The 25,001-nt window shown below is 50.4% G+C and carries 16 protein-coding genes, 2 tRNA genes and 1 rRNA gene; 6 read left to right on the top strand and 13 right to left on the bottom strand.

The window, feature by feature from the left end; all coding sequences use genetic code 11:
• Positions 1 to 20 precede the first annotated feature (20 nt).
• The 5 genes from TERTU_RS04735 to ilvC all read right to left on the bottom strand — a co-directional run bounded on the left by TERTU_RS04735 (position 21) and on the right by ilvC (position 4,361).
• Positions 21 to 96: transfer RNA gene (locus TERTU_RS04735), tRNA-Ala, on the bottom strand.
• A gap of 9 nt (positions 97 to 105) precedes the next feature.
• Positions 106 to 182 (bottom strand) — tRNA-Ile (locus TERTU_RS04730).
• 69 nt (positions 183 to 251) lie between these two features.
• Positions 252 to 1,782 (bottom strand): 16S ribosomal RNA (locus TERTU_RS04725).
• Positions 1,783 to 2,354: 572 nt separating this feature from the next.
• A complete protein-coding gene (gene pssA, locus TERTU_RS04720; protein ID WP_015818525.1) occupies positions 2,355 to 3,224 on the bottom strand; it encodes a CDP-diacylglycerol--serine O-phosphatidyltransferase in 870 nt (289 codons plus the stop codon).
• Positions 3,225 to 3,344: 120 nt separating this feature from the next.
• On the bottom strand, positions 3,345 to 4,361 hold the full coding sequence (gene ilvC / locus TERTU_RS04715; RefSeq protein ID WP_015818626.1) for a ketol-acid reductoisomerase: 1,017 nt from the start codon (positions 4,359 to 4,361) through the stop codon (positions 3,345 to 3,347).
• 132 nt (positions 4,362 to 4,493) lie between these two features.
• Here ilvC and ilvY point away from each other — a divergent pair, with 132 nt between their 5' ends.
• On the top strand, positions 4,494 to 5,369 hold the full coding sequence (ilvY, locus tag TERTU_RS04710; RefSeq protein WP_015817998.1) for an HTH-type transcriptional activator IlvY: 876 nt from the start codon (positions 4,494 to 4,496) through the stop codon (positions 5,367 to 5,369).
• Positions 5,370 to 5,377: 8 nt separating this feature from the next.
• On the opposite strand, the gene TERTU_RS04705 is transcribed toward ilvY, so the two are convergent.
• The 4 genes from TERTU_RS04705 to TERTU_RS04690 form a co-directional block, all read right to left on the bottom strand.
• The gene (locus TERTU_RS04705) at positions 5,378 to 7,330 is read right to left on the bottom strand and encodes an alpha/beta hydrolase family protein (protein WP_015817783.1); all 1,953 of its coding nucleotides are present in this window, start codon (positions 7,328 to 7,330) and stop codon (positions 5,378 to 5,380) included.
• A 497-nt stretch (positions 7,331 to 7,827) separates the two neighbouring features.
• A complete protein-coding gene (locus TERTU_RS04700; RefSeq protein WP_015820421.1) occupies positions 7,828 to 9,807 on the bottom strand; it encodes an alpha/beta hydrolase family protein in 1,980 nt (659 codons plus the stop codon).
• Positions 9,808 to 10,025: 218 nt separating this feature from the next.
• Positions 10,026 to 10,517 carry an acetolactate synthase small subunit gene (gene ilvN / locus TERTU_RS04695; RefSeq protein WP_015820762.1) on the bottom strand — a complete coding sequence of 164 codons (492 nt, stop codon included), beginning with the start codon at positions 10,515 to 10,517 and terminating at the stop codon, positions 10,026 to 10,028.
• Positions 10,517 to 12,253 (bottom strand): acetolactate synthase 3 large subunit, encoded by a 1,737-nt coding sequence (locus TERTU_RS04690; RefSeq protein ID WP_015818963.1) that lies wholly within the window; start codon positions 12,251 to 12,253, stop codon positions 10,517 to 10,519. Before TERTU_RS04690 ends, ilvN begins: the two co-directional genes overlap by 1 nt.
• Before the next feature lie 630 nt (positions 12,254 to 12,883).
• On the opposite strand from TERTU_RS04690, the gene TERTU_RS04685 reads away from it, so the two are divergent.
• Complete coding sequence (locus tag TERTU_RS04685; protein WP_015819812.1) at positions 12,884 to 13,867, top strand: SDR family oxidoreductase; 984 nt, start codon at positions 12,884 to 12,886, stop codon at positions 13,865 to 13,867.
• A gap of 111 nt (positions 13,868 to 13,978) precedes the next feature.
• Entirely contained in the window at positions 13,979 to 14,443 is a 465-nt protein-coding gene (locus TERTU_RS04680; protein ID WP_015818529.1) for a DUF4124 domain-containing protein, read from the top strand.
• A 67-nt stretch (positions 14,444 to 14,510) separates the two neighbouring features.
• Here the strand turns inward: TERTU_RS04680 and clpB are convergent, their stop codons facing one another.
• The 3 genes from clpB to rluD all read right to left on the bottom strand — a co-directional run bounded on the left by clpB (position 14,511) and on the right by rluD (position 19,003).
• On the bottom strand, positions 14,511 to 17,150 hold the full coding sequence (clpB, locus tag TERTU_RS04675) for an ATP-dependent chaperone ClpB (protein WP_015816959.1): 2,640 nt from the start codon (positions 17,148 to 17,150) through the stop codon (positions 14,511 to 14,513).
• Between the two features lie 102 nt (positions 17,151 to 17,252).
• On the bottom strand, positions 17,253 to 18,005 hold the full coding sequence (gene pgeF, locus TERTU_RS04670; protein WP_015820124.1) for a peptidoglycan editing factor PgeF: 753 nt from the start codon (positions 18,003 to 18,005) through the stop codon (positions 17,253 to 17,255).
• Positions 18,002 to 19,003, bottom strand: a complete 1,002-nt coding sequence (gene rluD, locus TERTU_RS04665; RefSeq protein WP_015818942.1) for a 23S rRNA pseudouridine(1911/1915/1917) synthase RluD — start codon at positions 19,001 to 19,003, stop codon at positions 18,002 to 18,004. Before rluD ends, pgeF begins: the two co-directional genes overlap by 4 nt.
• 144 nt (positions 19,004 to 19,147) lie before the next feature.
• Between rluD and TERTU_RS04660 the strand changes: the two genes are divergently transcribed.
• Positions 19,148 to 20,053 carry an outer membrane protein assembly factor BamD gene (locus tag TERTU_RS04660; RefSeq protein ID WP_015819921.1) on the top strand — a complete coding sequence of 302 codons (906 nt, stop codon included), beginning with the start codon at positions 19,148 to 19,150 and terminating at the stop codon, positions 20,051 to 20,053.
• Here TERTU_RS04660 and TERTU_RS04655 read toward each other — a convergent pair.
• The gene (locus TERTU_RS04655; RefSeq protein WP_015819697.1) at positions 20,050 to 21,678 is read right to left on the bottom strand and encodes an NAD+ synthase; all 1,629 of its coding nucleotides are present in this window, start codon (positions 21,676 to 21,678) and stop codon (positions 20,050 to 20,052) included. The genes TERTU_RS04660 and TERTU_RS04655 overlap by 4 nt on opposite strands.
• 328 nt (positions 21,679 to 22,006) lie before the next feature.
• Between TERTU_RS04655 and TERTU_RS04650 the strand changes: the two genes are divergently transcribed.
• Both TERTU_RS04650 and TERTU_RS04645 read left to right on the top strand, forming a co-directional pair.
• Complete coding sequence (locus tag TERTU_RS04650; RefSeq protein ID WP_026337482.1) at positions 22,007 to 23,605, top strand: sensor histidine kinase; 1,599 nt, start codon at positions 22,007 to 22,009, stop codon at positions 23,603 to 23,605.
• Positions 23,606 to 23,607: 2 nt separating this feature from the next.
• Complete coding sequence (locus TERTU_RS04645) at positions 23,608 to 24,993, top strand: sigma-54-dependent transcriptional regulator (RefSeq protein ID WP_015820830.1); 1,386 nt, start codon at positions 23,608 to 23,610, stop codon at positions 24,991 to 24,993.
• Positions 24,994 to 25,001 lie beyond the last annotated feature (8 nt).

The following is a 25,001-nucleotide window of genomic DNA, read 5'->3' as shown; positions in this document are numbered from 1 at the left end:
GCTGTTTTCACTCCGTGAAATGGTGGAGCTATGCGGGATCGAACCGCAGACCTCCTGCGTGCAAGGCAGGCGCTCTCCCAGCTGAGCTATAGCCCCATTTCAGAGTGGTAGGCCTGGGCAGACTTGAACTGCCGACCTCACCCTTATCAGGGGTGCGCTCTAACCAGCTGAGCTACAGGCCTATTGCCTACTGCAACTTTCGCTCGATCAAGCAATGCGTGTGGGAACTTATGGGAGGTGTGCGTTATCGTTAAGGAGGTGATCCAGCCCCAGGTTCCCCTAGGGCTACCTTGTTACGACTTCACCCCAGTCATGAATCACACCGTGGTAACCGTCCTCCCGAAGGTTAGACTAGCTACTTCTGGTGCAACCCACTCCCATGGTGTGACGGGCGGTGTGTACAAGGCCCGGGAACGTATTCACCGTAACATTCTGATTTACGATTACTAGCGATTCCGACTTCATGGAGTCGAGTTGCAGACTCCAATCCGGACTACGAACTGTTTTATGGGATTAGCTCCACCTCGCGGCTTGGCAACCCTTTGTACAGCCCATTGTAGCACGTGTGTAGCCCAGGTCGTAAGGGCCATGATGACTTGACGTCGTCCCCACCTTCCTCCGGTTTGTCACCGGCAGTCTCCTTAGAGTTCCCAGCCGAACTGATGGCAACTAAGGACAAGGGTTGCGCTCGTTACGGGACTTAACCCAACATCTCACGACACGAGCTGACGACAGCCATGCAGCACCTGTCTCTAGATTCCCGAAGGCACCAAAGCATCTCTGCTAAGTTTCTAGGATGTCAAGACCTGGTAAGGTTCTTCGCGTTGCTTCGAATTAAACCACATGCTCCACCGCTTGTGCGGGCCCCCGTCAATTCATTTGAGTTTTAATCTTGCGACCGTACTCCCCAGGCGGTCTACTTACTGCGTTAGCTGCGCCACTAATCCCTCAAGGAGACCAACGGCTAGTAGACATCGTTTACGGCGTGGACTACCAGGGTATCTAATCCTGTTTGCTCCCCACGCTTTCGCACCTCAGCGTCAGTATCAGCCCAGACAGTCGCCTTCGCCACTGATGTTCCTTCAGATCTCTACGCATTTCACCGCTACACCTGAAATTCCACTATCCTCTGCTGTACTCAAGTTACCCAGTTCTAAATGCAGTTCCCAGGTTGAGCCCAGGGCTTTCACATCTAGCTTAAATAACCGCCTACGCGCGCTTTACGCCCAGTAATTCCGATTAACGCTTGCACCCTCCGTATTACCGCGGCTGCTGGCACGGAGTTAGCCGGTGCTTCTTCTGCAGTTAACGTCACAGATGCACGCTATTAACGTACAACCTTTCCTCACTGCTGAAAGTGCTTTACAACCCGAGGGCCTTCTTCACACACGCGGCATGGCTGCATCAGGGTTTCCCCCATTGTGCAATATTCCCCACTGCTGCCTCCCGTAGGAGTTTGGGCCGTGTCTCAGTCCCAATGTGGCTGATCATCCTCTCAGACCAGCTACGGATCGTCGCCTAGGTGAGCCATTACCTCACCTACTAGCTAATCCGACGCGGGCTCATCTGATAGCGTGAGGTCCGAAGATCCCCCACTTTCTCCCTTAGGACGTATGCGGTATTAGCAGTCGTTTCCGACTGTTGTCCCCCACTATCAGGCAGATTCCCACGCGTTACTCACCCGTCCGCCGCTTTACTCACCCGAAGGCTTTCACGCTCGACTTGCATGTGTTAGGCCTGCCGCCAGCGTTCAATCTGAGCCATGATCAAACTCTTCAGTTTAAAGAGTCGACATTCCAATGAATCAAGAATGTCTTAATTTTGTCTCAGTTAAACAAACTAACTTGCTTTAACCAATTACTCTGTTATCTCAACTGCGCAAACAGTTGAAACGACGTAATGAATTGTTGAGTTACTTGTTCACTGATAATACTTTTGCTTCCGAAGAAGCTGACGCATCACCAGCCCACAAGCACCCACACGCATTGCTTGATCTAGTTGTTAAAGAGCGTTGCGATCAAAACCCTGTCTCAATCGCGGGATGCGAATTATACACATCCAAATCCGTTTAGCAAGAAGTTTTTTCAACTTTTTCAGTCAGTTGCGTTACCGCCTAACCAACCTTGCTTTTCCTTCTCCCTGTGGAGAGGCGCGCATTATACGGATGCCTCATCCCTTCGCAAGCTTTTTTTAAAAGAATTTTTAATTCGAAAAAGATTTAAAAAATTCGAAAAACCTGCATTCTCAACCAAGCCCTTAGGGTCTCGTCGTTGAGAGGCGCGCATTATGATTACGAGCCTCATGAGCGTCAACTTTTTTTTGAAGTTTTTTTGACGATCAAAAAAACGCCAAATTCACTCCTGCCCGTCAACAGATTCTCTTGCCTGAGATTCCCCCAACTTGGCATCAACCTTCTTGGGCTTTAGATGATCCCAAACCCAACCCGCCGGGCCAGAGATTGCATAAGTGAACGCCAACCCAAACAGCACCATCGGCGGGTTAATGGTGATTACGACAAAAACAAACAGTGTGATGAGCATAGCGACAAATGGGACGCGTCTGTTGGCATCCAGCCCTTTGAAGCTTTGATAGCGCAGATTCGAAACCATCATAAAACCGACAAAAGCAGTCACCAGCGCTGCGAATACAGACACCTCTGCTGTTAGTTCGTACCCACTGCCAAGCCAAACGCCAGAAGCCAGCAATGTGGCTGCGGGAGGGCTCGCCAAACCGGTGAAGTAACGGCTATCGGTAGTGCCTACTTGTGTATTGAAGCGGGCCAATCGCAATGCGGCGCAACACGCAAAAACGAACGCAGCCGCCCACCCGAACTTGCCCAACGGCTCGAGAGCCCAGCTAAACATCACGATGGCAGGGGCCAAGCCAAACGATACCATGTCGGACAAGCTGTCGTACTCTGTACCGAACTTACTGGTGGTATTAGTCATTCGGGCTACACGGCCATCGAAACCATCAAGTATTTGCGCGGCAAAAATGGCCATGGCCGCATTCGCAAAGTTTTCGTTCATCGCAGAGATAATTGCGAAAAACCCACCAAACAGTGCTCCCGTGGTGAACAAGTTTGGCAATAAATATACGCCTCTACGCCTGACTAACTTGCCATTTTCCGCAACTTCGTCTTCCTCGTGCTCATCTATCGGGATTACATCAGATACCTTGGCGCTGATGGATTCCGCACTCTCGGATGGATTTTGGTCTGGCATCAATATCGTTCCTGTTTGGTGTACGTTAATTCCTGAGATAATAAACCTACGGCAACTCAACCGCCAACGGCACCAATAAAAAACGCGGCCGTAGCCGCGTTAGACACGAATCGGTCAAGCTTAGTTCTTTGACTTATCGATAATCTTATTGGATTCGATCCAAGGCATCATTGCTCGCAGCTTTTCACCCACTTGCTCGATGGGGTGTGCTGCATTATTTCGACGATGGGCAGTCATTGAAGGATAGTTAGTCTGACCTTCCAGAATGAAGTTCTTAGCGTACTCGCCGTCCTGAATATCTTTCAGCGCTTGACGCATTGCTTTACGGCTCTCTTCATTAATCACGCGAGGACCGGTGACATACTCACCAAACTCAGCATTGTTAGAAATAGAGTAGTTCATGTTCGCAATGCCGCCTTCGTACATTAAGTCTACGATCAGCTTTAATTCATGCAAGCATTCAAAGTACGCCATTTCTGGTGCGTAACCCGCTTCCGTGAGCGTTTCGAATCCCATTTTCACGAGCTCTACAGCACCGCCGCACAACACAGCCTGCTCACCGAAAAGATCCGTTTCAGTTTCATCTTTAAAAGTCGTCTCGATGATACCAGTACGGCCGCCGCCAACACCGCAGGCGTAAGACAATGCCACGTCTTTAGCGTTGCCTGACGCATCCTGGAAAATAGCAACCAGATCGGGGATACCACCGCCTTTGACGAATTCAGAGCGAACCGTGTGACCCGGCGCCTTAGGCGCGATCATAATTACATCAAGGTCCTTGCGTGGTACAACCTGGTTATAGTGAATCGCGAAGCCATGTGCGAAAGCCAGGGTGGCACCTTCTTTCAAATTAGGTTCGATTTCATTCTTGTACAACTGAGATTGAAATTCATCAGGAGTCAGAATCATTACCACATCAGCGGCAGCCACTGCAGCGGGGACATCACTCACCTTCAAACCGTGCGCTTCGGCTTTTGCGATAGAGGACGAACCCGGACGCAAGCCAACGGTGACGTCAACGCCGGAGTCATTCAAGTTGCACGCGTGTGCATGGCCCTGGGAGCCATAACCAATAACGGCTACTTTTTTGCCCTGGATAATGGAAAGGTCGCAATCCTTATCGTAATAAACCTGCATGTGTTGTCTCCTCGACGGTGAATTCTTGGACAATATTGGGGGGTATCCCACTGGATCGGCGCAGTCTAGGGGATTCCAAACGTTACGTAAACTGATATATTTGCAACAGATTAATGCAAATAATGCAATATTATGGATCCACATAAACTTCAACTTTTCGTCGCGTTAGCGGAAACTCTTCACTTTAATAAAGCAGCGGAACGTTGCTTTGTGAGCCCCTCGAAACTAAGCCGCACGATAAAGTCACTAGAAGCAGAGCTTCAGGTGAGACTCTTCGAACGCGACAACCGATCCGTTATGCTCACCGAGCAAGGCAGACTGTTTTTGAAGTATGCGCGTGAAAATTTGCAGCAACTCGAAACCATCAAACACCGCCTCCAGCAACAAACCACGGAACTCAGCGGTGCAATAAGCCTCTACTGTTCTGTCACCGCGAGCTATAGCTTTCTCTACGACATTCTTACCGATTTTCGCCGTCAACACCCGCGTATCGAGTTGCGTTTGCACACGGGCGACCCTGCAGAAGCCATAGAGCGCGTAATCGCTGGCCGAGAAGATATCGCAATCGCCGCCAAGCCAGAAAAACCCGCCGCTGGCGTTAAAATCAAAAGCTTCGCCACATCACCTTTGCAGTTTATTTCGCCAACAGATTCAAATCAGTTCGACCGAAAGCAACATGAATCACCGGAAAGCTATTGGCAGCGCTTACCGCTTATCCTTTCTGAGCGGGGTATTGCCAGGGAAAGGCTGGACCGATGGTTCAGCCGCGAGCGCATCTCGCCAAACATCTATGCGCAGGTGGCTGGCAACGAGGCGATTGTGAGTATGGTGAGCCTGGGCTTTGGCGTCGGGCTGGTACCTGAGATTGTTGTGGAAAACAGTCCGTTAAAAGAGCGGGTGCGGCTATTGCCCGAGCAAATCGAGCTTGCCCCTTACGAAGTCGGTATTTGTGTTCTAGAGAAGAGACTAAAAAGCCCCCTGGTGGAGGCTTTTTGGGAGAGGATATAGGCCGCTACTTATTTGCCGATATTCTGGTCTATAAATTTAACCACCGACTTTACCATTTCAACCCGGTTTTCTCCGACGATAAGGTTGTGGTTATCCCCCTCCGCAATCTTCAGCTCTACCTGTTTACCTGCTTCTTTTAGCCGCGAGTACATGGCCTTTGACTGATGAATGGAAACAACTTTGTCCTTGTCGCCATGAATGAGTAGAACGGGCGCTTTGAAATTGTCCGCATAGTACGCTGGCGATATTGATTTAAGGTCGATCTTATTGTCGCCACTCAGGCCCCACGAACGACGCCAGTAATCCACAGTGGAGGATAACTCACCACTCTCGTGTACTTCCATGCTATCCATCTTCGGCAAATCACTTACGCCATTGATGGACACCACGCATTTATACAGGTCCGGGCTGAAGGCGCCACCCGCCAGCGCAGCATATCCACCGTAACTCCAACCCACAATGCACACCCGAGCAGGATCAACCATTCCTTTTTTTACCAATACAGCAACCACATCATCCACGTCGGACTGCATTTTTTTGCCCCACTCGCCCCAGCCAGCACGCACAAAATCAGCGCCAAATCCGTCTGAACCGCGAAATTGCGGCTGCGCCACCAAATAGCCTCTGCTGGCAAATACCTGAGGTAGAAAATCAAACCCGATATGATCATAGCTCTTTGGTCCACCGTGTGGATAAACCACCAGCGGCAGGTTCTTCATCTTGTCTACATTGCCCTTGGGAATGGTCAGCAATGTTGGAATCTGCAAGCCATCCGCGCCAGAAAATGCAAAGGTTGCAATGGGATTGACATCGCCGGCTTTAACGCTGGGGCGACTGTAGGCGATAAGTTGCGGATCTTTACCTTGCTCGACCACATAGTAATTACCAGACGATTGACTTCCTTCTACCCGAATCACCAGTTTTTGCCAATCCGCAGAGTAAGAACTTATCCAGACGCTGTGCTGGGGGAACTTCGCCACAAGCTGCTGAACAAAACTGTTCAACTGCTTATCAAAGAAATAATAGCTGGGGGTTAGACCTGAGTACATAACACCGCGAACAATTCGATTATCATCGACAAAAGCGTCCTCCACACTTTTGTCCGTACGCGTAATACTCGTTGGGGTTACCTTGCCATCCGCCAGCGACATTAAAAAGTAACCCCATTCACTCGTGGCTTTATCCTCGCGAAGCACCACGATCGATTTGTAATCCGGCGTTAACCCCATAAAGGTTTCATGGACAAATTTCGTTTCCTTTTCGAAGATTGCGTCGCGCACCCGCCCATTAGGCACAAGTAGCTGGTGGATATTTTTTTCGTCGTTATAGCGTTCCTCAGCGAGCACTTGTCCATCTTTACCCATGAAAAAATCGGTTGACCAGTTTTTCCCTTGAAAAACCTCCTTCAAGCGATTGGGCTTTTTAATATTCACCTTCATTACGGAGTAAGGTGGTTTCTCGGTGGTTCGCTCTCCCACATATGCAGTCATGTAGATATGAGATCGGTCTTCGGAGTACCCAACAACATGCCCCAACCCATTTTGGGCAGGAAAAATTTTATTCCCAAGTGTAAGCAGCTGATCGACATCTCCCGAGCCCAACTCCAAACGGTACGCCGTGCTGATAGTGTTCACGCCCACGAACCCGCCAATACGAAGCTCATCGGAGACCACCAGCAAAACGTTATTATCATCAATAAATTCGATTTTTTGGGGGTTGCGTTCGGTAATATCAATAGCGGCTATCTTTTTCCAATCAGCTAGGGAGAACACAATGAAATAGTCTTTTCCATCGACGTTTTTACGAAAAGCGATGAGTTTTCCGGACGGGGAAAGCTCAATTCGGCTTATTTCAGGAAGCTTTCCGTACTCTTCAATACTTGGCACAGCCTGCGCGAGCGAACAAACGACTAGTACCTGAAGCAAAAGAGCGTTGAGTAACAGTGAACTCCATCTTTGCATATCTAACCCCGAACCCTTAACAAATCTCGAAAAAATCAGCTGCTAATACATATCTCTAGCAGCAAGCCCCTAAAAATAATTGACATAGTTTGCCTGTCTGAACGCGCCACGAATAGTGAAATTTTCACATGATCTAGATTGAGCATGCTTTCCCGTAAGACTCAGACCTACTCAAAAACACAGTTTTAGCCAACGCAATATCACCCTCACGAACGTGGAACCGTGATTAGGTACTGAACATAACAATCAACCTCGTTTGCACTAAAACTGTTGTGCTTACAACGCGTTGAGGTCGTTATTTGTGCGATTCACGCTGCAACTAATGATATGCAGCAAATAAAATGTTTTCAGTTCGCCGTTAGGCTGCCTCCACGTAATCAGCTCTAAAACCGAGCTTGCCACGCCAACTTTTACTGCACGACTCGCAGTCTAAAAAACAGAATTGAGCGCTTCAATAGAGTGCCAATCGCGGTATAACCTGAAAAGAGCTATCGGACTCACCTGCCGATATTTTGGTCGACAAACTCAACTACAGCCTTGACCGCTTTAACACGGTTCTCGCCATCAATTAAGCCATGACTGTCGTCGTTAGCGACAATTAGTTGCACATCTTTGCCGGCTTTTTTAAGGCGTGAGTGCATGACTTTGGATTGCTCTATAGGAACAACTTTATCGCGCTCACCATGTATGAGTAAAACCGGGGCCTTGAATTGGTCCGAGAAGTAAGCCGGTGAAATTGACTTGAGCTTTTCGTTTGAAGCATCACCATTGGCCATAGCAAGAGACCAGTAACTCAGTACCCAAGAATCCCTGCCCATGTCTCGACGCTCAGACCTCATCATCTTCGGCAAGTCACTCACGCCGTTAATTGACACAACACACTTATACAGTTCTGGTGAAAATGCTCCCCCGGCGAGTGCGGCGTACCCACCATAGCTCCAGCCCACAATGCACACGTGATCTGGGTCTAGCATGCCTTTTTTAGAAAGCACTGTCACGGCATCAGACAAATCGGTTTGCATTTTTTTACCCCATTCGCCATAGCCAGCTCGCACGAAATCGCCACCAAATCCGTCCGAGCCACGAAACTGCGGCTGCACAACCAGATAGCCCCGGCTGGCAAGTACTTGCGGGAGGAAGTCAAAGCCAATGCGGTCATAGGATTCAGGACCTCCGTGTGGCAGGATCACCGCAGGTAAATTTTTCATATTTTGAATTTTATCCCGCGGAATAGTCAAAAGCGCCGGGATTTTTAAGCCGTCTGATGCCGAGTATTGGAAGGTTCCAATTGGGTTTATGTCTGCAACATCAATATTTGGTCTTGCAGTTGTTATGTAATCGATTTTGCCACTCCTATCGGCCACAAAATAATCTTCCGCATACTGGCTCCCCTCAACTTTGAAGGTAACTTTGTCCCAACCATTCGACCAACTAGAAAGCCATACACTGTGCTCTGGAAACTTGGCCAACAAGGACGTAACAAATGTATCTATTTTACTGTCAAAAAACGAGTAACTCGGGTTGAACCCCGAGTAGCGCACGCCATAAACCACTCGATTCATGTCTTCGTAGAGTTCTTCTACATCTCGGTCGGGACGACCGAAATTAGTGCGACTCAAGCTCCCATCTGCGAGGGACATTAGATAGTAATTGTTACGCTTTGTTTTACCGTCCTCCTGCAACATCACCAAGTGCTTACCGTCCGCGGTTATTCCTGCAAAGCTCGCTGTCCTGATTTCTACCTCTTGCTCGTAGATCACCTCCCAGCTGTTTCCATGGCGAGCTAAAACCTGGTGGAGGTTATTACGATCGTTGTAACGCTCTTCTGCAATTGGTTCCCCGTCTGGGCCTATAAAAAAGTCTACCGTATGGTTCCGCCCCGTATAAACCGCTTTGATTTTACGAGGATTTTTAATATTGACTCTCATAAGCGCCATTGGCGGTGCTTCTACGTGAGGCTCGCCTATAAAAGCCGGCATATACACATGGGTTCGACTTTTGTTTAAACCAACAACTCGACCCAAGCCAAGCTGACCCAAGTATATTTTGTAGCCTGGAGTGAGCAACTGATCCACGTCGCCCTTCTCAATTTGAATCCGATAGGCGCTACTCATATTGTGCATCCCTCGGTAACCCTGGATGCGCATATAGTCGGATACGATGAGAACGAGATTTTTTTCGTCCAGGAAATAGAAGTGCTGCGGGTTAATTGCGGAAAGATCGACCGAATGCAAAATCTTTTGCTGCTGCAGGTCGAATACAACCAAGTAGTCTTTATCATTGGCCGTTTTGCGAAATGCCAGTAGATTCCCGCTAGGCGATATGCGCATATTACTTACAGCCGGCAATCGTCCATATTCTTCTATCGCAGGAACAGCAAACGCCGTAATTGTCACCATACAACTAAAAACAATCAGCGCAGACGCCAGCTGTTTACTCAGATTATTCACTAAAAAAATACTTCTTCGAATTGCCATTCTTATTTTCCATTCACTATTATTCCAAGGACCACGCAACTGCCACGCGCGCCGGCGTTCTGTAAATTGTATAGTATCTCGCCGGAACGCGAAGCCCGCTAACAAGTTAAAAACCGCTAGTTGTATACCGCATGCGACTTCCGTTCGCAGATTATCTAGTTACGGCAAAAAAAAACGGAGCCGAGGCTCCGCTTTATTAACACATTACTGGCTGAATATTACAGACTCAGGACTTTTTCACCACGAGCTATTCCTGACACACCCGAGCGCACCACTTCCAGGATGGACGCTTCGCCCACTGCCTGGTAAAACGCATCAAGTTTGTCGCTGGCGCCGGTGAGCTGAACAGTGTATACGGAGGCCGTTACATCGATAATCTGACCGCGAAAGATATCAACACATCGCTTGATTTCCGCGCGCTGGGCGCCAGTTGCACGCACCTTGACCATCATCAATTCACGCTCGATGTGTTGACCTTCAGTAAGGTCCACCAGTTTTACCACATCAACCAAACGGTTCAAATGTTTAGTAATCTGCTCGATCTTGTGATCGTCCCCCATCGTAGTCAACGTAAGACGTGACAACGTTGGATCTTCGGTTGGAGCCACGTTAAGCGTTTCGATGTTGTAACCACGCTGCGAAAATAAGCCGACAACCCGCGATAAAGCACCAGGTTCGTTTTCCATTAACAGGGAAATAATTCTTTTCATCAGGTACGCTCCGTTTTGCTTAGCCACATATCGCGCATGGAACCATTCGGCGCAACCTGCATTGGGTAAACATGCTCTTTTGGATCGACATAAATATCCATAAAGACGCAGCGATCTTTCATGGCGAAACACTCTTCCAGTTTGGCTTTCAGCTCATCTCGCTTAGTCACACGCATTCCTACGTGCCCATACGCATCCATCAGCTTGACGAAATCCGGGAGAGAATCTTCGTACAGGCTTTCGGAGTAGCGCGAATCGTATTGCATGTCCTGCCACTGTTTAACCATCCCCAACGCCTGATTGTTGAGGCAGATAATTTTCACCGGCAAGTGGTATTGGGTACAGGTAGACAGCTCCTGAATACACATTTGAATACTGCCCTCTCCCGTTACACAGGCAACAACCGCATCCCTGTGGGCCATCTGTACACCCATGGCCGCAGGCAGACCAAAGCCCATGGTGCCAAGCCCACCAGAGTTGATCCAACGGCGCGGTTTGTCGAATTGATAATACTGGGCGCTAAACATCTGATGCTGACCAACATCCGAGCACACGTAAGCGTCGCCGTTAGTCACTTCGAACAATGCGCGAACCACTTCTTGAGGCATCAGCATATCGCCACTTGTGTCATAGCGAGGCTTGGTCAGAATACCGTAGCGATTGCGCCACTCGTCAATTTCCTTCCACCAGCCTGCAATGGCTTTAGCATCAGGCCGTTCGTTGGTTTCATTCAGCAGGGAGAGCATTTCATCCAACACCGATTCAACTGGGCCGACAATAGGAATATCTGCAGCGACGGTTTTTGAAATCGATGCTGGGTCGATATCTACGTGAATAATTTTTGCCGACGGGCAAAACTTGCTCGGGGTATTGGTAACACGGTCATCAAATCGAGCACCCACGGCAAAGATCACGTCTGCGTGGTGCATCGCTGTGTTCGCTTCTACGGTGCCGTGCATGCCGAGCATGCCGAGAAATTGTCGGTCTGTTCCCGGGTAGGCGCCCAAGCCCATCAACGTATTTGTTACCGGAAAATTCAGCATCTGCGCGATTGCCGTTAACTGGGCCGACGCGTTGCCTTGCACCACACCGCCGCCGGCATAAATCATCGGGCGACGGGCAGTCAGCATCAATTGAACCGCTTTTTTGATCTGTCCGGAGTGGCCTTTACTCGCTGGCGTATATGAACGCAGCTTTATCTTCTCCGGATAGTGATATTCGACCTTATCCACCGGGTTCGTAATATCCTTGGGAATATCAATGACCACCGGACCAGGACGGCCGGTTGACGCAATGTAAAAGGCTTTTTTGACCGTTTCTGCGATATCCTTCTGATCTTTCACCAGAAAGCTGTGTTTCACGATAGGGCGGGAAACACCCACCATATCGGTTTCCTGAAAGGCGTCCTCGCCAATTTTGTCCGATACCACCTGACCGGAAATAACCACCATTGGAATAGAGTCCATATAGGCAGTTGCTATACCTGTAATGGCATTGGTCGCGCCGGGGCCCGAAGTTACAAGCACCACCCCTGTCTTACCCGTTGAGCGCGCGTAGCCATCAGCCGCGTGCGTCGCCGCTTGCTCATGCCGCACGAGCACATGCTTCACCTGCTTTTGGCGAAAAATTGCATCGTATATATGAAGTGCTGCACCACCGGGATAACCGAAAACGGTTTCTACCCCTTCGTCGGCAAGCGACCTAATAAGAATGTCTCCACCGGAGAGCTTTTCCACTTGCTTATCCTCGTTTTATATCGTGTTTTAATAACCTCAAAGAAATCCTCACCCGCGCTGAATTTAGCTAATTACAGATCTTAGCGTCATGCGGCTTAGTGACAAACGTGTGAATCCCTTAAGCTTCGCAGCTCCAGGAAAAGGATAACGCGGCCCACCTCAGCAGTGAGCCAATATTGAAGAGTTTTCCTGAAGCCGAATAGTAACGCAGATAACCTGTCGCCCCGCGCAGTAGAATCTCGCTGCACTGCCGCAATCAGATGATCTTTGATCATATTCAAATTATGCGTGTTTTATCCGGTGCCTACCGCATTGATAGACCCGCGCGAGACCTATTGTCTCAATGCACCGGTGGAGGGGCGGCAAGCGGACACTAACGTGTCTGCATTTCCGCCCATCCAAGGAAGTAAGTTTGATACTCCCCCGCACTTCAGGATGGTCAGATATACGGTTGGCATACCTGTGTAGAAAGGGCATCGAGGGTTGTGGATGCTCTACGGCCATCTGGCGAAGTGCCAATTCTCCCAACTACGCCTGCAAAGTCAAGGCTGAAGCCCAAATAACCGCCAAACGAGATCAGATTTGCTACACTGGGCGCCCAAATTCCAGGACACATAGGGTTACAAAATAATGAAGGTTCTGTTTATAGGTGGCACCGGCAACATCAGCACAGCCTGCAGCTGTCTCGCGGTCGAAACCGGTATCGAACTCTGGCATCTCAATCGCGGCAAAACCGGCAACCAGATTCAAGGCGTCAAAACTCTGGTTGCAGACATTAACGACAGAGCGGCACTGGAAGATGTGCTAGCTGACCACGTGTGGGACTGTGTGGTCGACTGGATCGCTTTTACGCCAGAACAGGTACAGCGCGATATTGAATTGTTCAGCGGTAAAACTGAACAATTTATTTTTATCAGCTCTGCATCTTGCTACCAGTCGCCGCCAGATTCACCGGTTATCACCGAAAACACCCCCCTGAATAATCCGTACTGGCAGTATTCACGCGATAAAATCGCCTGCGAGGAGCTGTTACTTAAGGCACATAAAGATATCGGGTTCCCCGTCACCATCGTTCGCCCCTCACATACCTACTCTAACGTTATTCCAATAGCCATCGGCGGGTGGGAAGAATACACCGCGATAGACCGCATGAAACGAGGCTTGCCCGTGGTAGTGCACGGAGACGGCAGCTCGCTTTGGGTACTGACTCACTCCGAAGATTTCGCCCAAGGATTTAATGGTTTGATCGGGCGTCAGGAAAGCATTGGGGAGGCATACCACATTACCTCAGACGAAGTGCTCACCTGGAACCAAATCTATCAGCAGATTGCCGACGCTCTTGGCGTTGAGGCGAAGCTGGTCCACGTAACCTCTGATCGCATATGTCGCTACGACCCGGAATACATAGGCCCACTTCTCGGCGATAAAACGGCTAGCGTTATTTTCGACAATAGTAAAATCCGCCAACTGGTACCGGATTTCCAGTGCACAACCCCGTTTGCCGAAGGTATAAAAACGACGCTTGAGTGGTTCGAAGCAGACCCCACTCGACAAACAGTGAGTGACGCGGCGAATAAAATGATGGATGAATTGATTGCCAGCGAATTGGCGTAATTCTCATATTCGGCACCCATCAGCTCTTCGGGGTTGATGGGTGCGCCTAGAGTAAACTAAACTCTGAAACGTACTTTGCTCGTCACCCGAGGCCAATACCTGGTTGTTTTCATGACTCCATTCTTTTTCACCAAATACCCCATCGTGCGTCTGTATGCGCTAGTTTCAGCCATTTTTGCGTTTTCCTTGTCCGCAAACTCGCTAGCGGATGAATACTATCGCTGGAAAGACGACGCAGGTGTCGTACACTACGGCGCTCTTCCCCCCGCAGGCGTCGAAGCCGAAAAGATCAAAACCTATGGCGGTAAAAAGCAAAGCTCGCGTGTTACAGCGTCTGCGGAGGCATCTAGTTCATCAAGCAGTGGTGCACTGCCACCCGAAGAGCAGGAACGCCGTAAAAAAGTGGCTGAAGCGCAAAAAGAAGCCTGTGACGCTGAAAAATCTCGATTGGAGTTGCTGAACAAACCGACGCGACTACGCATGAAAGATGAATCCGGCAATGTTCGAGTACTGAGCCAGGACGAAGTGATGAAAGAAATCGAGCTTTCGAAAAAATTTATCAGCGACAATTGCTAGGCGGCCTGGTAGAGGCCAAGGAAAACCCAGAACAAGGCCGCTCGCAGCGGCCTTTTTTACGTCAGTACTAAACGCTGAACCTCACATTATCATTTCCAGCCAGGTCTACTTTGATCGTTTGGCCAGGACTGAACTTGCCAGCCAACACCTCCTGCGCAAGCGGGTTTTCAATCAGCTGCTGGATTGCTCGCTTGAGCGGTCGAGCGCCGTATACCGGGTCAAAACCTGCCTCTGCGATTTTATCCATAACCTCATTGCTCATATCCAGCTTCAATTCACGCTCATGCAAGCGTTTGCGTAAAATTCCCAGCTGAATATCCGCAATGCCCCGAATTTGAGGTTTGCCCAACGGATGGAATACGACAACTTCATCAATACGGTTAATAAATTCTGGCCGGAAATGCCCTGCCACAACTTCCATGACCGCATCTTTCATGGCCGCGTATTTATGTTCGTTTTGCATGCTGTCATCCTGGCTCGACGACTCATCAAAATTGATACTGTCGTATGCCCGGTTTTGCGCAATATCCTGAATAGCAGCAGATCCAAGGTTAGAGGTCATCACAACGACTGTGTTGCGAAAATCTACAGTACGGCCTTGGCCATCCGTTAAGCGCCCATCTTCCAACACCTGTAATAAAATATTGAACACATCCGGGTGCGCCTTCTCCACTTCGTCCAGTAACACCAGGGAATAGGGTTTGCGCCGTACTGCTTCCGTGAGGTAGCCGCCCTCCTCATAGCCAACATAGCCGGGTGGTGCTCCAATCAAGCGCGCAACTGAATGCTTTTCCATAAACTCGGACATATCGATGCGTACCATCGCGTCCTGACTGTCAAACAAGAATTCCGCCAACGCTTTACAAAGTTCAGTTTTACCCACCCCGGTCGGCCCCAGAAACAGAAAAGAGCCATTCGGCCGATTGGGGTCAGACAACCCAGCGCGCGAACGTCTAACCGCATTCGCTACCGCAATAACGGCTTCACTTTGACCAATAACACGCTCATGCAACACCTCCTCCATGCGCAACAATTTTTCGCGCTCACCTTCGAGCATTTTGGACACAGGAATGCCGGTCCACTTGGAAACAACCTCTGCGATTTCCTCGTCTGTTACTTTATTGCGAAGCAGCTTCATTTCGTGCATTTCAGCCTGGCTAGCCATATCCAGCTGCTTTTCCAGTTCTGGGATGATGCCGTATTGCAATTCGGACATCCGGCCTAAATCGCCCGCGCGCCGCGCTGCTTCCAAATCCAGGCGAGCTTGCTCCAAATTACTTTTGATCTGCTGCGAACCTTGTAATGAAACCTTTTCCGCACGCCATATTTCATCGAGATCTGCATACGCGCGCTCAGCTTCGTCAATTTGCGACTCAATCAGGTCGAGTCGTTTCCGGGCAGCCGTGTCATCATCTTTTTTCACTGCTTCCCGCTCGATTTTGAGCTGAATAAGCCTGCGCTCCAGGCGGTCCATTTGCTCCGGTTTAGAGTCAATTTCCATCCGAATACGACTGCCCGCTTCGTCGATTAGATCAATCGCCTTGTCTGGCAGCTGGCGATCCGTGATATAGCGCTGCGACAATTTTGCCGCTGCGATAATCGCGGAGTCAGAGATGTTAACGCCGTGATGCAGCTCGTAACGCTCTTTCAAACCCCGCAAAATTGCGATGGTGTCTTCCTCATTGGGTTCATCGACCACCACTTTTTGGAATCGACGCTCCAGGGCCGCATCTTTTTCAATATACTGCCGGTATTCGTCTAATGTGGTCGCTCCTACGCAGTGCAGCTCACCACGCGCGAGCGCCGGCTTCAACATATTCCCGGCATCCATTGCACCTTCGGCTTTGCCCGCGCCCACCATGGTGTGCAGTTCGTCGATAAACAAAACAACCCGGCCTTCCTGTTTGCCCAGCTCGTTTAGTACTGACTTCAATCGCTCTTCGAATTCACCGCGAAACTTGGCGCCGGCAAGCAGCGCGCCGAGATCGAGCGACAGCAAGCGCCGGTTTTTCAAACCCTCAGGAACTTCACCATCAACAATGCGCTGCGCCAGACCCTCGACAATCGCTGTTTTGCCTACGCCGGGCTCACCGATCAACACCGGATTGTTCTTCGTTCGTCGTTGCAACACCTGGACAGTACGGCGAATTTCGTCGTCACGACCGATCACGGGGTCGAGTTTGCCAGCCTCAGCGCGGGCGGTAAGATCAATCGTATATTTCTCAAGTGCCTGACGGTTACCCTCTGCATCCGGGTTATCTACTTTTTCGCCACCTCGCACCTTATCCACCGCAGACTGCAACCGCGCAGCAGTGCCGTAGCGATTCAAAATTTTGCCGAGCTCGGCGTTGGCATCACGCATGGCCGCGAGCAACAAACTTTCACTGGAAATGAATTTATCGCCGTTCTTCTGTGCGTGCTTATCGGCCAGGTTCAATAGCCGGCCCAGTTCTGGCGACATATGTACATCGCCAGTGGGGTTCTGAATCCGGGCAAGATTTTCGAGCGCTTTCGTTAGTTCATTACGTAAACCGGCGACGTCAAAACCCGCACTCGCCAGCAACGGACGCACGGTCCCGCCCTGCTGGTCGAGCATTGCCTGTAACAGATGAACGGGCTCGATCTGGTTATGATCACGCCCCACGGCCAGAGATTGCGCATCAGACAGCGCAATTTGTAACTGATTGGTTAAGCGATCTATTCGCATGGGTTCACCTTATTTTCATTAATTTCGGGCGGCACTGCGCCGCCTATAACGCTGAAAAAGGTGGGGGCTTGCAGCTTAAACTCAAGCGCAAGAAGTGGATATTTATCGATCAATCCAGATAAGGCTGGCAAATCGCCCGGTCACGCCATCGCGGCGATAGGAATAAAAGCTCTGGGGTTCGCTATAAGTGCAGCGATTGCCGCCAAATACAGATTTTACCCCTACGCCACAAAGCTCCGCACGTGCCAACCGGAAGAGGTCTGCGTAGCATTTATCGCTGTGTCCAGAAGGGCAAAAACTGGCGTTTATATCCTCATCGAAATAACGTTTGCTGGCAGCTAAATCAAATGCGGTTTTTACGTCTGCACCAACCTCAAAGCAAGGCTGCGAGATCGCTGGCCCCAGGTAAACAGCAATATCCTTGGGAGCAGCACGAAAACACTGGATAGCCTCGCTAAGAATGCCTTGCGCCAACCCGCGCCAACCGGCATGCACGGCGGCAACCTCTCGGCCATCATTACTGGCCATCAGTACCGGCATGCAGTCTGCCGTCAACACGGCACACACCCGGTTCGGGGTTGCGCTATAAATACCATCAGCGAACTTGGGGCAATGGTCTTCACCCTCGCGCCAAACAACCGTGCTGTGCGTTTGTGTCAGCCAGGTTGGCTCACTGGGCAAAAGGCCTTGCAACCACTCACGATTCCGGGCGACGTGCTCTGCGCGGTCACCTACATGCGAAGCAAGATTGTTGCTTTCGTAGGGCGCTTGGCTAACGCCACCTGAGCGCAGCGTTACGCGAGCCTGTACACCGGGAGGGCATTCCCATTCTGGCTCAAACAAATGTTGCATCATCGAGCGTACGCTCTGAGCAGTAAAAGCAGGTTGTTGATATCTTCGGCCAGTGGCACCTGCCACTGCAGGTACTCGCCAGAAGCCGGGTGCTGCAATCCAAGTTGAACCGCATGCAGAGCCTGGCGGGGAAGCGACGACAGCGGTACTAAATCAGGATTTTCCCGCAAAAGCTTAGCCGGCAGGCGGCGGCCATAAACCGGGTCACCAACCAGCGGGTAGCCCAAATGCGCCATGTGCACCCGAATTTGGTGGGTACGGCCAGTTTCTAATTGCAACCGCAAATGAGTAAACCCATCGAAGCGGGCAAGCGCCGTGTAATGGGTCACCGCGGGTTTACCAGAGGAAACCACCGCCATGCGTGTTCGATTAGTTGGATGGCGTCCGATAGGCGCATCGACAAATCCGGAACTTCGCACTTCACCAATAGCCAGCGCCTCGTACTCACGCTTAACGGTACGCGCCTGCAACTGTGCAACGAGATTGTTTTGCGCTGCGGTGGTTTTTGCGACGACCATTAGGCCGGAGGTATCTTTGTCCAGCCGATGTACAATTCCCGCTCGCGGCAGGAGCGATTGCGCCTGGCGATGATGAATAAGGCCGTTTAACAAGGTACCCGTGTAATTACCCGCTGCGGGATGTACAACCAAGCCAGCCGGTTTGTTGAGCACGAGAATAGCCTCGTCTTCATAAACGACATCGAGAGGAATTGGCTCCGGAAGCCACTCGCCCTGTGGCTCCTCCAGCACACTAAGGCGCAAGCACTCGCCGCCAGCCAGCTTCAATTTAGGTTTAGCTGGCTCACCGTTCACGGTAAGCCGCCCCTGTTTGATCCACTGCTGTAAACGGGCACGGGAAAATTCCGGGAACAATTCAGCGGCGACCTGATCCAACCGACTGTCCATAGCAGTGAATGGCACTTGCGCCTCGACAATGTTTGACTCTGGCCCATCCGCAGACGACAGGGGTTCAGGAAGGTCGTTAGACCCGTTATTTGGCATTTGTATTTAAACCTTTTACTGCATTACACTGTTCGCCCCCTTCGGGCGGGCGACATAATAACCCGAATTCAATAGCGCCGCGCCATTGCGGTTGCCGAGTAGTGAAAGTAGCAATTTAGGGCCCCGTTAGGGCCAGGTCTCAGAATGATAAAACACCCCGCCGTAATCGCCCTTGTCACCGCGGCTCTGCTCACTGTTGGATGCAGCAGCAACGACGATAAGCTTGCGCAATCCAGTGAACAGGTCACCTATAATCTCGCGCAAAAATACCTGCGCTCTTCCAACTGGTCTGCCGCCATCGAGGCGCTAGAGGTAATGGAAGAAAACTTTCCATTTGGCTCCTACGCGGAACAAGCCCAGCTGGAGCTGATCTACGCGTATTTCCGCGGCAATGAGTATGACGCGGCCATCGCCTCAGCTGACCGCTTCGTGCGCCTGCACCCGCAGCACAGAAATGTCGATTACGCATTTTACATGCGCGGCATCGCTGCCTTCCATAACGATACCGCGTTCTATTCAATGCTGCCGACGGATATCACCCAGCGCGACGCCGGGACCGCAAAGGATTCCTTCGATTACTTCGCCCAGCTCATTGACCGCTATCCGGACAGCCCGTATGCCCTCGACGCCCAGAAGCGAATGATCTATCTACGCAATATGCTCGCACGTTATGAAATTCACGTAGCCAACTACTATTTCAAGCGCAGCGCCTACCTGGCTGCAGCCAATCGCGGGCGCTATGTGGTGGAAAATTTTGAAGGCACTCCCGCGGTACCAGACGGCCTGGCAGTGATGGCGCAGGCCTATCAGATGCTGGGAATGGATGATTACTCGAAGAGTGCGGAGAAGGTGTTAGTTAAAAACTTCCCCAACCACCCAGCGCTTAAAGACGGGAAGTTCGATTACCGCTTTGACCGCGACGACAATCGCACCTGGGTGGATTATGTAACCTTGGGGTTGTTCAAGCGCCGCCCAACCATTAATTTCGACACGCGAGAAATATACAACCCCTTCTACAACGAGGATCTCGACCCTCAACCGCCGGGTTAATCCCCGATAGTCCAGCCGTTGGTAATCGGGTAGCGACGATCGCGCCCGAATGCCCGCGCGCTGATACGAATGCCTACCGGCGCCTGGCGACGTTTGTATTCGTTGATATCAATCAGCCGGATAACTCGCATCACATCATCCCGGTTATAGCCCGCTTCGATAATCGCCTCGGCACTCAAATCCTGTTCAACATACATTGCCAGAATTGCATCTAAGATCTCGTAGGGCGGCAATGAGTCCTCGTCTTTCTGATCCGGAGCCAGTTCCGCCGACGGGGGGCGGGTGATGACCGATTCAGGGATAACGGCAGATACCGTATTGCGATAACGGGAAAGCGCGAATACCAGCGTCTTGGGAACATCTTTCAATACATCGAGACCACCTGCCATGTCACCGTACAGGGTGGCATACCCTACAGCCATTTCGCTCTTGTTACCGGTAGTCAGTACCAGATACCCAAGCTTGTTAGATATTGCCATCAACAGAACGCCTCGGCTTCGCGCTTGAATATTCTCCTCAGTTGTATCGCGTTGGGTATTGGCGAATGCACCGGCCAGTTGCGCGGAAAAAGCGTCGTACATGGGCTCAATGCTAATGCTTTGGTAGCTAACCCCCAGGCGGCGCGCTTCTTCCTCCGCATCGGTCTTACTCATATCGGACGTATAGCGAAACGGCATCATCACCGCGTTAACCCGATCGGCACCAAGTGCATCTACCGCGATCGCCAGGGTGAGGGCGGAGTCAATCCCGCCAGACAACCCCAGTACAACGCCCTTGAAACCATTTTTATTGACGTAATCCTTCACACCTAAAACAAGTGCGTCATAGGTTACCGCCAATGGGTCATCGTCGAGCGTTTGGAGGTTGGAGACAGGTGCTAGCGTTCCTTCTTGCGCATTAAAAGCGACAACCGCGCTATGCTCACGGAACATAGGCGCCATACGTAAAATTTCTCCACCAGGGTTCGCACAGAAAGAACCACCATCGAAAACCAGTTCATCCTGGCCGCCCACCTGGTTGACGTAGACTACAGGTATACCTATTTCTGACGCCCTCGCTGCCACTAAGCGTTCTCGCTCCGCATGTTTCTCGGCATCGAACGGCGACCCGTTCAAGTTAAGCAATAGATCTGCACCTTTGGCTCGAGCGCGCAATATAGGCCCGCCATCCCAGATATCTTCACAAATGGTTAGCCCAACTGGAACGCCTTTGCAATCAAAGGTAACACTCTCCTGGCCTTCAGAAAAATACCGCTTTTCATCAAATACCTGGTAGTTCGGCAACGCCTGCTTTGCGTACTCGCAGATTACCCGGCCACCGCAAATAACGCCGGCCATATTGTACATACGCCCAGCAATAGTTTTGGGGTAGCCTATCACCACATAACTTGCGAGAGATTGATCGCACAACCAGTTCAGGGCGCGTTCAACCCGCCGGTCGCAACTTGGCCTTAGTAGCAGATCTTCCGGTGGATAGCCTGTGAGCGTAAGTTCGGGAAATACGACGATGTCGGCATGCTGCTCACGCTCAAGCTGCTGAGCGACGCGAAGGATTTTTTTTGCATTGCCGTCGATGTCGCCCACCAGCGGGTTAATCTGAGCCATCGCGATATTCAAGGTTGTCATATACTGTCTCAATCAAGGGGTTCTGCTATATCATCAGCCGCTATTTTCGATGATTCAGCTCTGATTGCCTAGGGCCTATTGAAAAACGTCGTCAACGCTGGTATTCCGAACAAATAGCATTCTCAGTTGTGGCGACGGTCGAAACAATGAAGCGTGCCGGGTGGCCATGAGCGATCCCCCAGCAAATAGAGCGGGACTGATTCTCCAAATTAACGCGCCAGCAAACGCAAGGTACAATGCGTAAACGATTAATCATGGCCCTATGCGACCGAATGTGGTTGATAGCCAAAGCAATAACGAACGCAGCACAGCCTGTACAGTTCTCACTATGACTCAACTAAACCCCTCACCCGCGCCAGCCCATAATATTCAGGTAATACAGGTATATCTCTACTACCGGTTAATTGTCAGCGTGTTGCTATGGCTGACGTTTATTCTTGGCTCAGACGACGGCATTTTGGGAGAGCAGATTCCGCAGCTATTCAGGATAACTTCCGCCAGTTACTCGCTGCTTTGTCTGGCGACCATTTTTGCATTTCCGCCATCTTCACTGGTTAACAGCATGAAACGAATCAGTTTCATGCTGTTAACGGATACCGCCGCCCTATTCCTGATGATTCACTCCAGTCATGGGATAAGTAGTAGTTTGAGCTATCTGCTGCTAATCAACGTGGCGATGGCAAGTATTTTCATACGGGGTCAGTTGGCCTTCGCGTTTGCGGCGATAACCAGTTTGCTGGCGCTGGCAGAAGCCTTTTATGCGCCGAGTCTCAAAAGTAATATATCCAGCCAGCTTTTTGCAGCAGGCACATTAGGCATTTTAATTTTCCTTACCACGGTCAGTTTTCACTACCTCACCGACAAAGTCCGCAAAAGTGATATAGAAGCAGCGTTCCAAGCTCAGTACGCGCAACAGCTACAACAACTGGCACAGCACATTGTGACAAGAATGCGCACCGGTATCATTGTCATAGACAATACCAATTGCGTGCAGCTTATCAACCAGTCAGCGCTGCAATTACTGGATTTGCCAATGAGCAACTACATAGGCCGCGCATTGGGGGAGTTTTGTAACTTTGAGGCACAGGTCGAAGACTGGCGAAACTCTAACGCATCCTCAATCCCGCGGATACACACCCTGCGACCTGGACAGGAAGTCAGAATAAGTTTCGCAAGGCTGGAGACATCCGAAGAAGAGCGAGCGATTGTATATATGGAGGATCATCGCTCACTGGCGCAACAAGCCCAACAGCTCAAACTCGCCAGCCTGGGTCGACTCACCGCGAGTATCGCGCACGAAGTGCGTAATCCGTTAGGTGCTATATCCCACGCCGCGCAATTATTGTCTGAAATAGATTATTTTCACGGCACAGATCAGCGCCTTGTTGAAATTATCATCGACCAATCCTCGCGCGTTAACCAGATTATTGAGAACACACTGGTCATCTCCCGCAGAAAAGAGCCCAAACCTGAAATACTTGAGCTAACCCAGTGGATTCCCAAATTCATCAATCAATACCAACCCGCGCAACACGGGAATGTCGGGTTTAGCGTTTCAACAGCCCATATTAGCGCAAAGTTTGACCCCACCCACCTGGCACAAGTGTTAACCAATTTATGCGACAACGGATTGCGCTACAGCAAGCTCCACACAGGCGATGCCTTTATAGAAATCCATGCCGGAATCGGCGACAATGATGAATCAGCTTATATTGACGTTATCGATAATGGTCCTGGTGTCGCGGAAGCCCAACTGGAACAAATATTCGACCCTTTCTACACCACCGATGACAAGGGGTCTGGACTCGGCCTTTTCATATCCAAAGAGCTCTGTGAAATCAATCAGGCGACGCTCAGCCATTTCAAAACGAAAGAAGGAAAAAGCTGTTTTCGCATTAACTGCTCCCACCACCAAAGAATGATATAACTATGGCCAGCGTTCACGCACTCATAATCGACGACGAACCCGACATCCGCGAACTGCTCGAAATTACTCTCGCTCGCATGGGGGTCGATGTGGTAAGCGCAGCTAATATTGCTGAAGCAAAACAAGCCCTGACCAAGGGCGGATTCAATATTTGCTTGACGGACATGAAGCTGCCTGATGGGAACGGAATTGATCTGGTTAGATACATTCAGAAATATGATGCAGAGTTACCGGTCGCCGTAATTACCGCACACGGGAATATGGACACGGCGATTGAAGCCATGAAAGCAGGCGCGTTTGATTTTGTTAGTAAGCCCATCAACCTGAGCGCGTTGCGAAAGCTGATTGATACCGCCATTACGTCGAACCAATTAGCGGCAGTGCCAAACGTCGAAAGTGAAAGTACCAACAAAATTATTGGCGCTTCCGAAACGATCATCTCACTAAAAAAATCCATTAAAAAATTAGCCCGCTCACAAGCGCCGGTTTATATTAGTGGCGAATCGGGCAGCGGGAAGGAATTGGTCGCACGTTCAGTTCATGAGCTGGGGCCTCGCTCGACTAGTCCATTTGTGGCAGTAAATTGCGGCGCAATTCCCAGTGAACTCATGGAGAGCGAATTTTTCGGCCACAAAAAAGGAGCTTTTACCGGCGCATCCCAGGAAAAACAAGGCTTGTTTCAGGCCGCAGATGGCGGCACCCTTTTTCTGGATGAAGTCGCTGACTTACCTCTGGAAATGCAAGTCAAATTACTTCGTGCTATTCAGGAAAAAGCCATTCGCCCAATTGGCGGCCAAACAGAAATTTCTACGAATGTAAGAATCCTGTCAGCGACTCATAAAAACCTTGAGGAACTGGTTAACAATGGCAATTTCCGTCAGGATCTGTTTTATCGGCTCAATGTTATTCAATTAAAAGTGCCAGCGTTGCGTGAACGCAAATCGGACATCCCATTGCTCGTGGAATCGCTTCTCTCCCGCATTGCTGAAGCCTGCGAAATGGCGCCCCCAAGCCTCGGCCCCAAAGCACTCCAGATGTTGATGGATTACGACTACCCAGGCAACATTCGCGAACTGGAAAACATTCTCGAACGCGCTTTCACGCTTTGCGAAGAAGACGTAATAAATGACACCGATCTGCAAATCAACCAAAACTCTGCCGTTATTGGTGAAAGCAGTGTGGACAGAGTGTCAAAATTCAGTCACTATACTGCAAGCAAAAACCACGATTCTATCGACGATTATCTTGCTGAAGTGGAAAAGGAAATCCTCTGCGAGACGCTCGAACACACCCGCTGGAATAAGACACTGGCGGCAAAAAAACTGGGTATCAGTTTTCGTTCATTGCGTTATCGTTTAGCGAAACTGGGTTTGGACGACTCTGATTAGCCGCCAGC

The organism is Teredinibacter turnerae T7901, from assembly GCF_000023025.1.
GTDB lineage: Bacteria > Pseudomonadota > Gammaproteobacteria > Pseudomonadales > Cellvibrionaceae > Teredinibacter > Teredinibacter turnerae_B.
The sequence above is the reverse complement of the archived record's forward strand: the minus strand, read 5'-3'. Positions and strand labels throughout refer to the sequence as shown.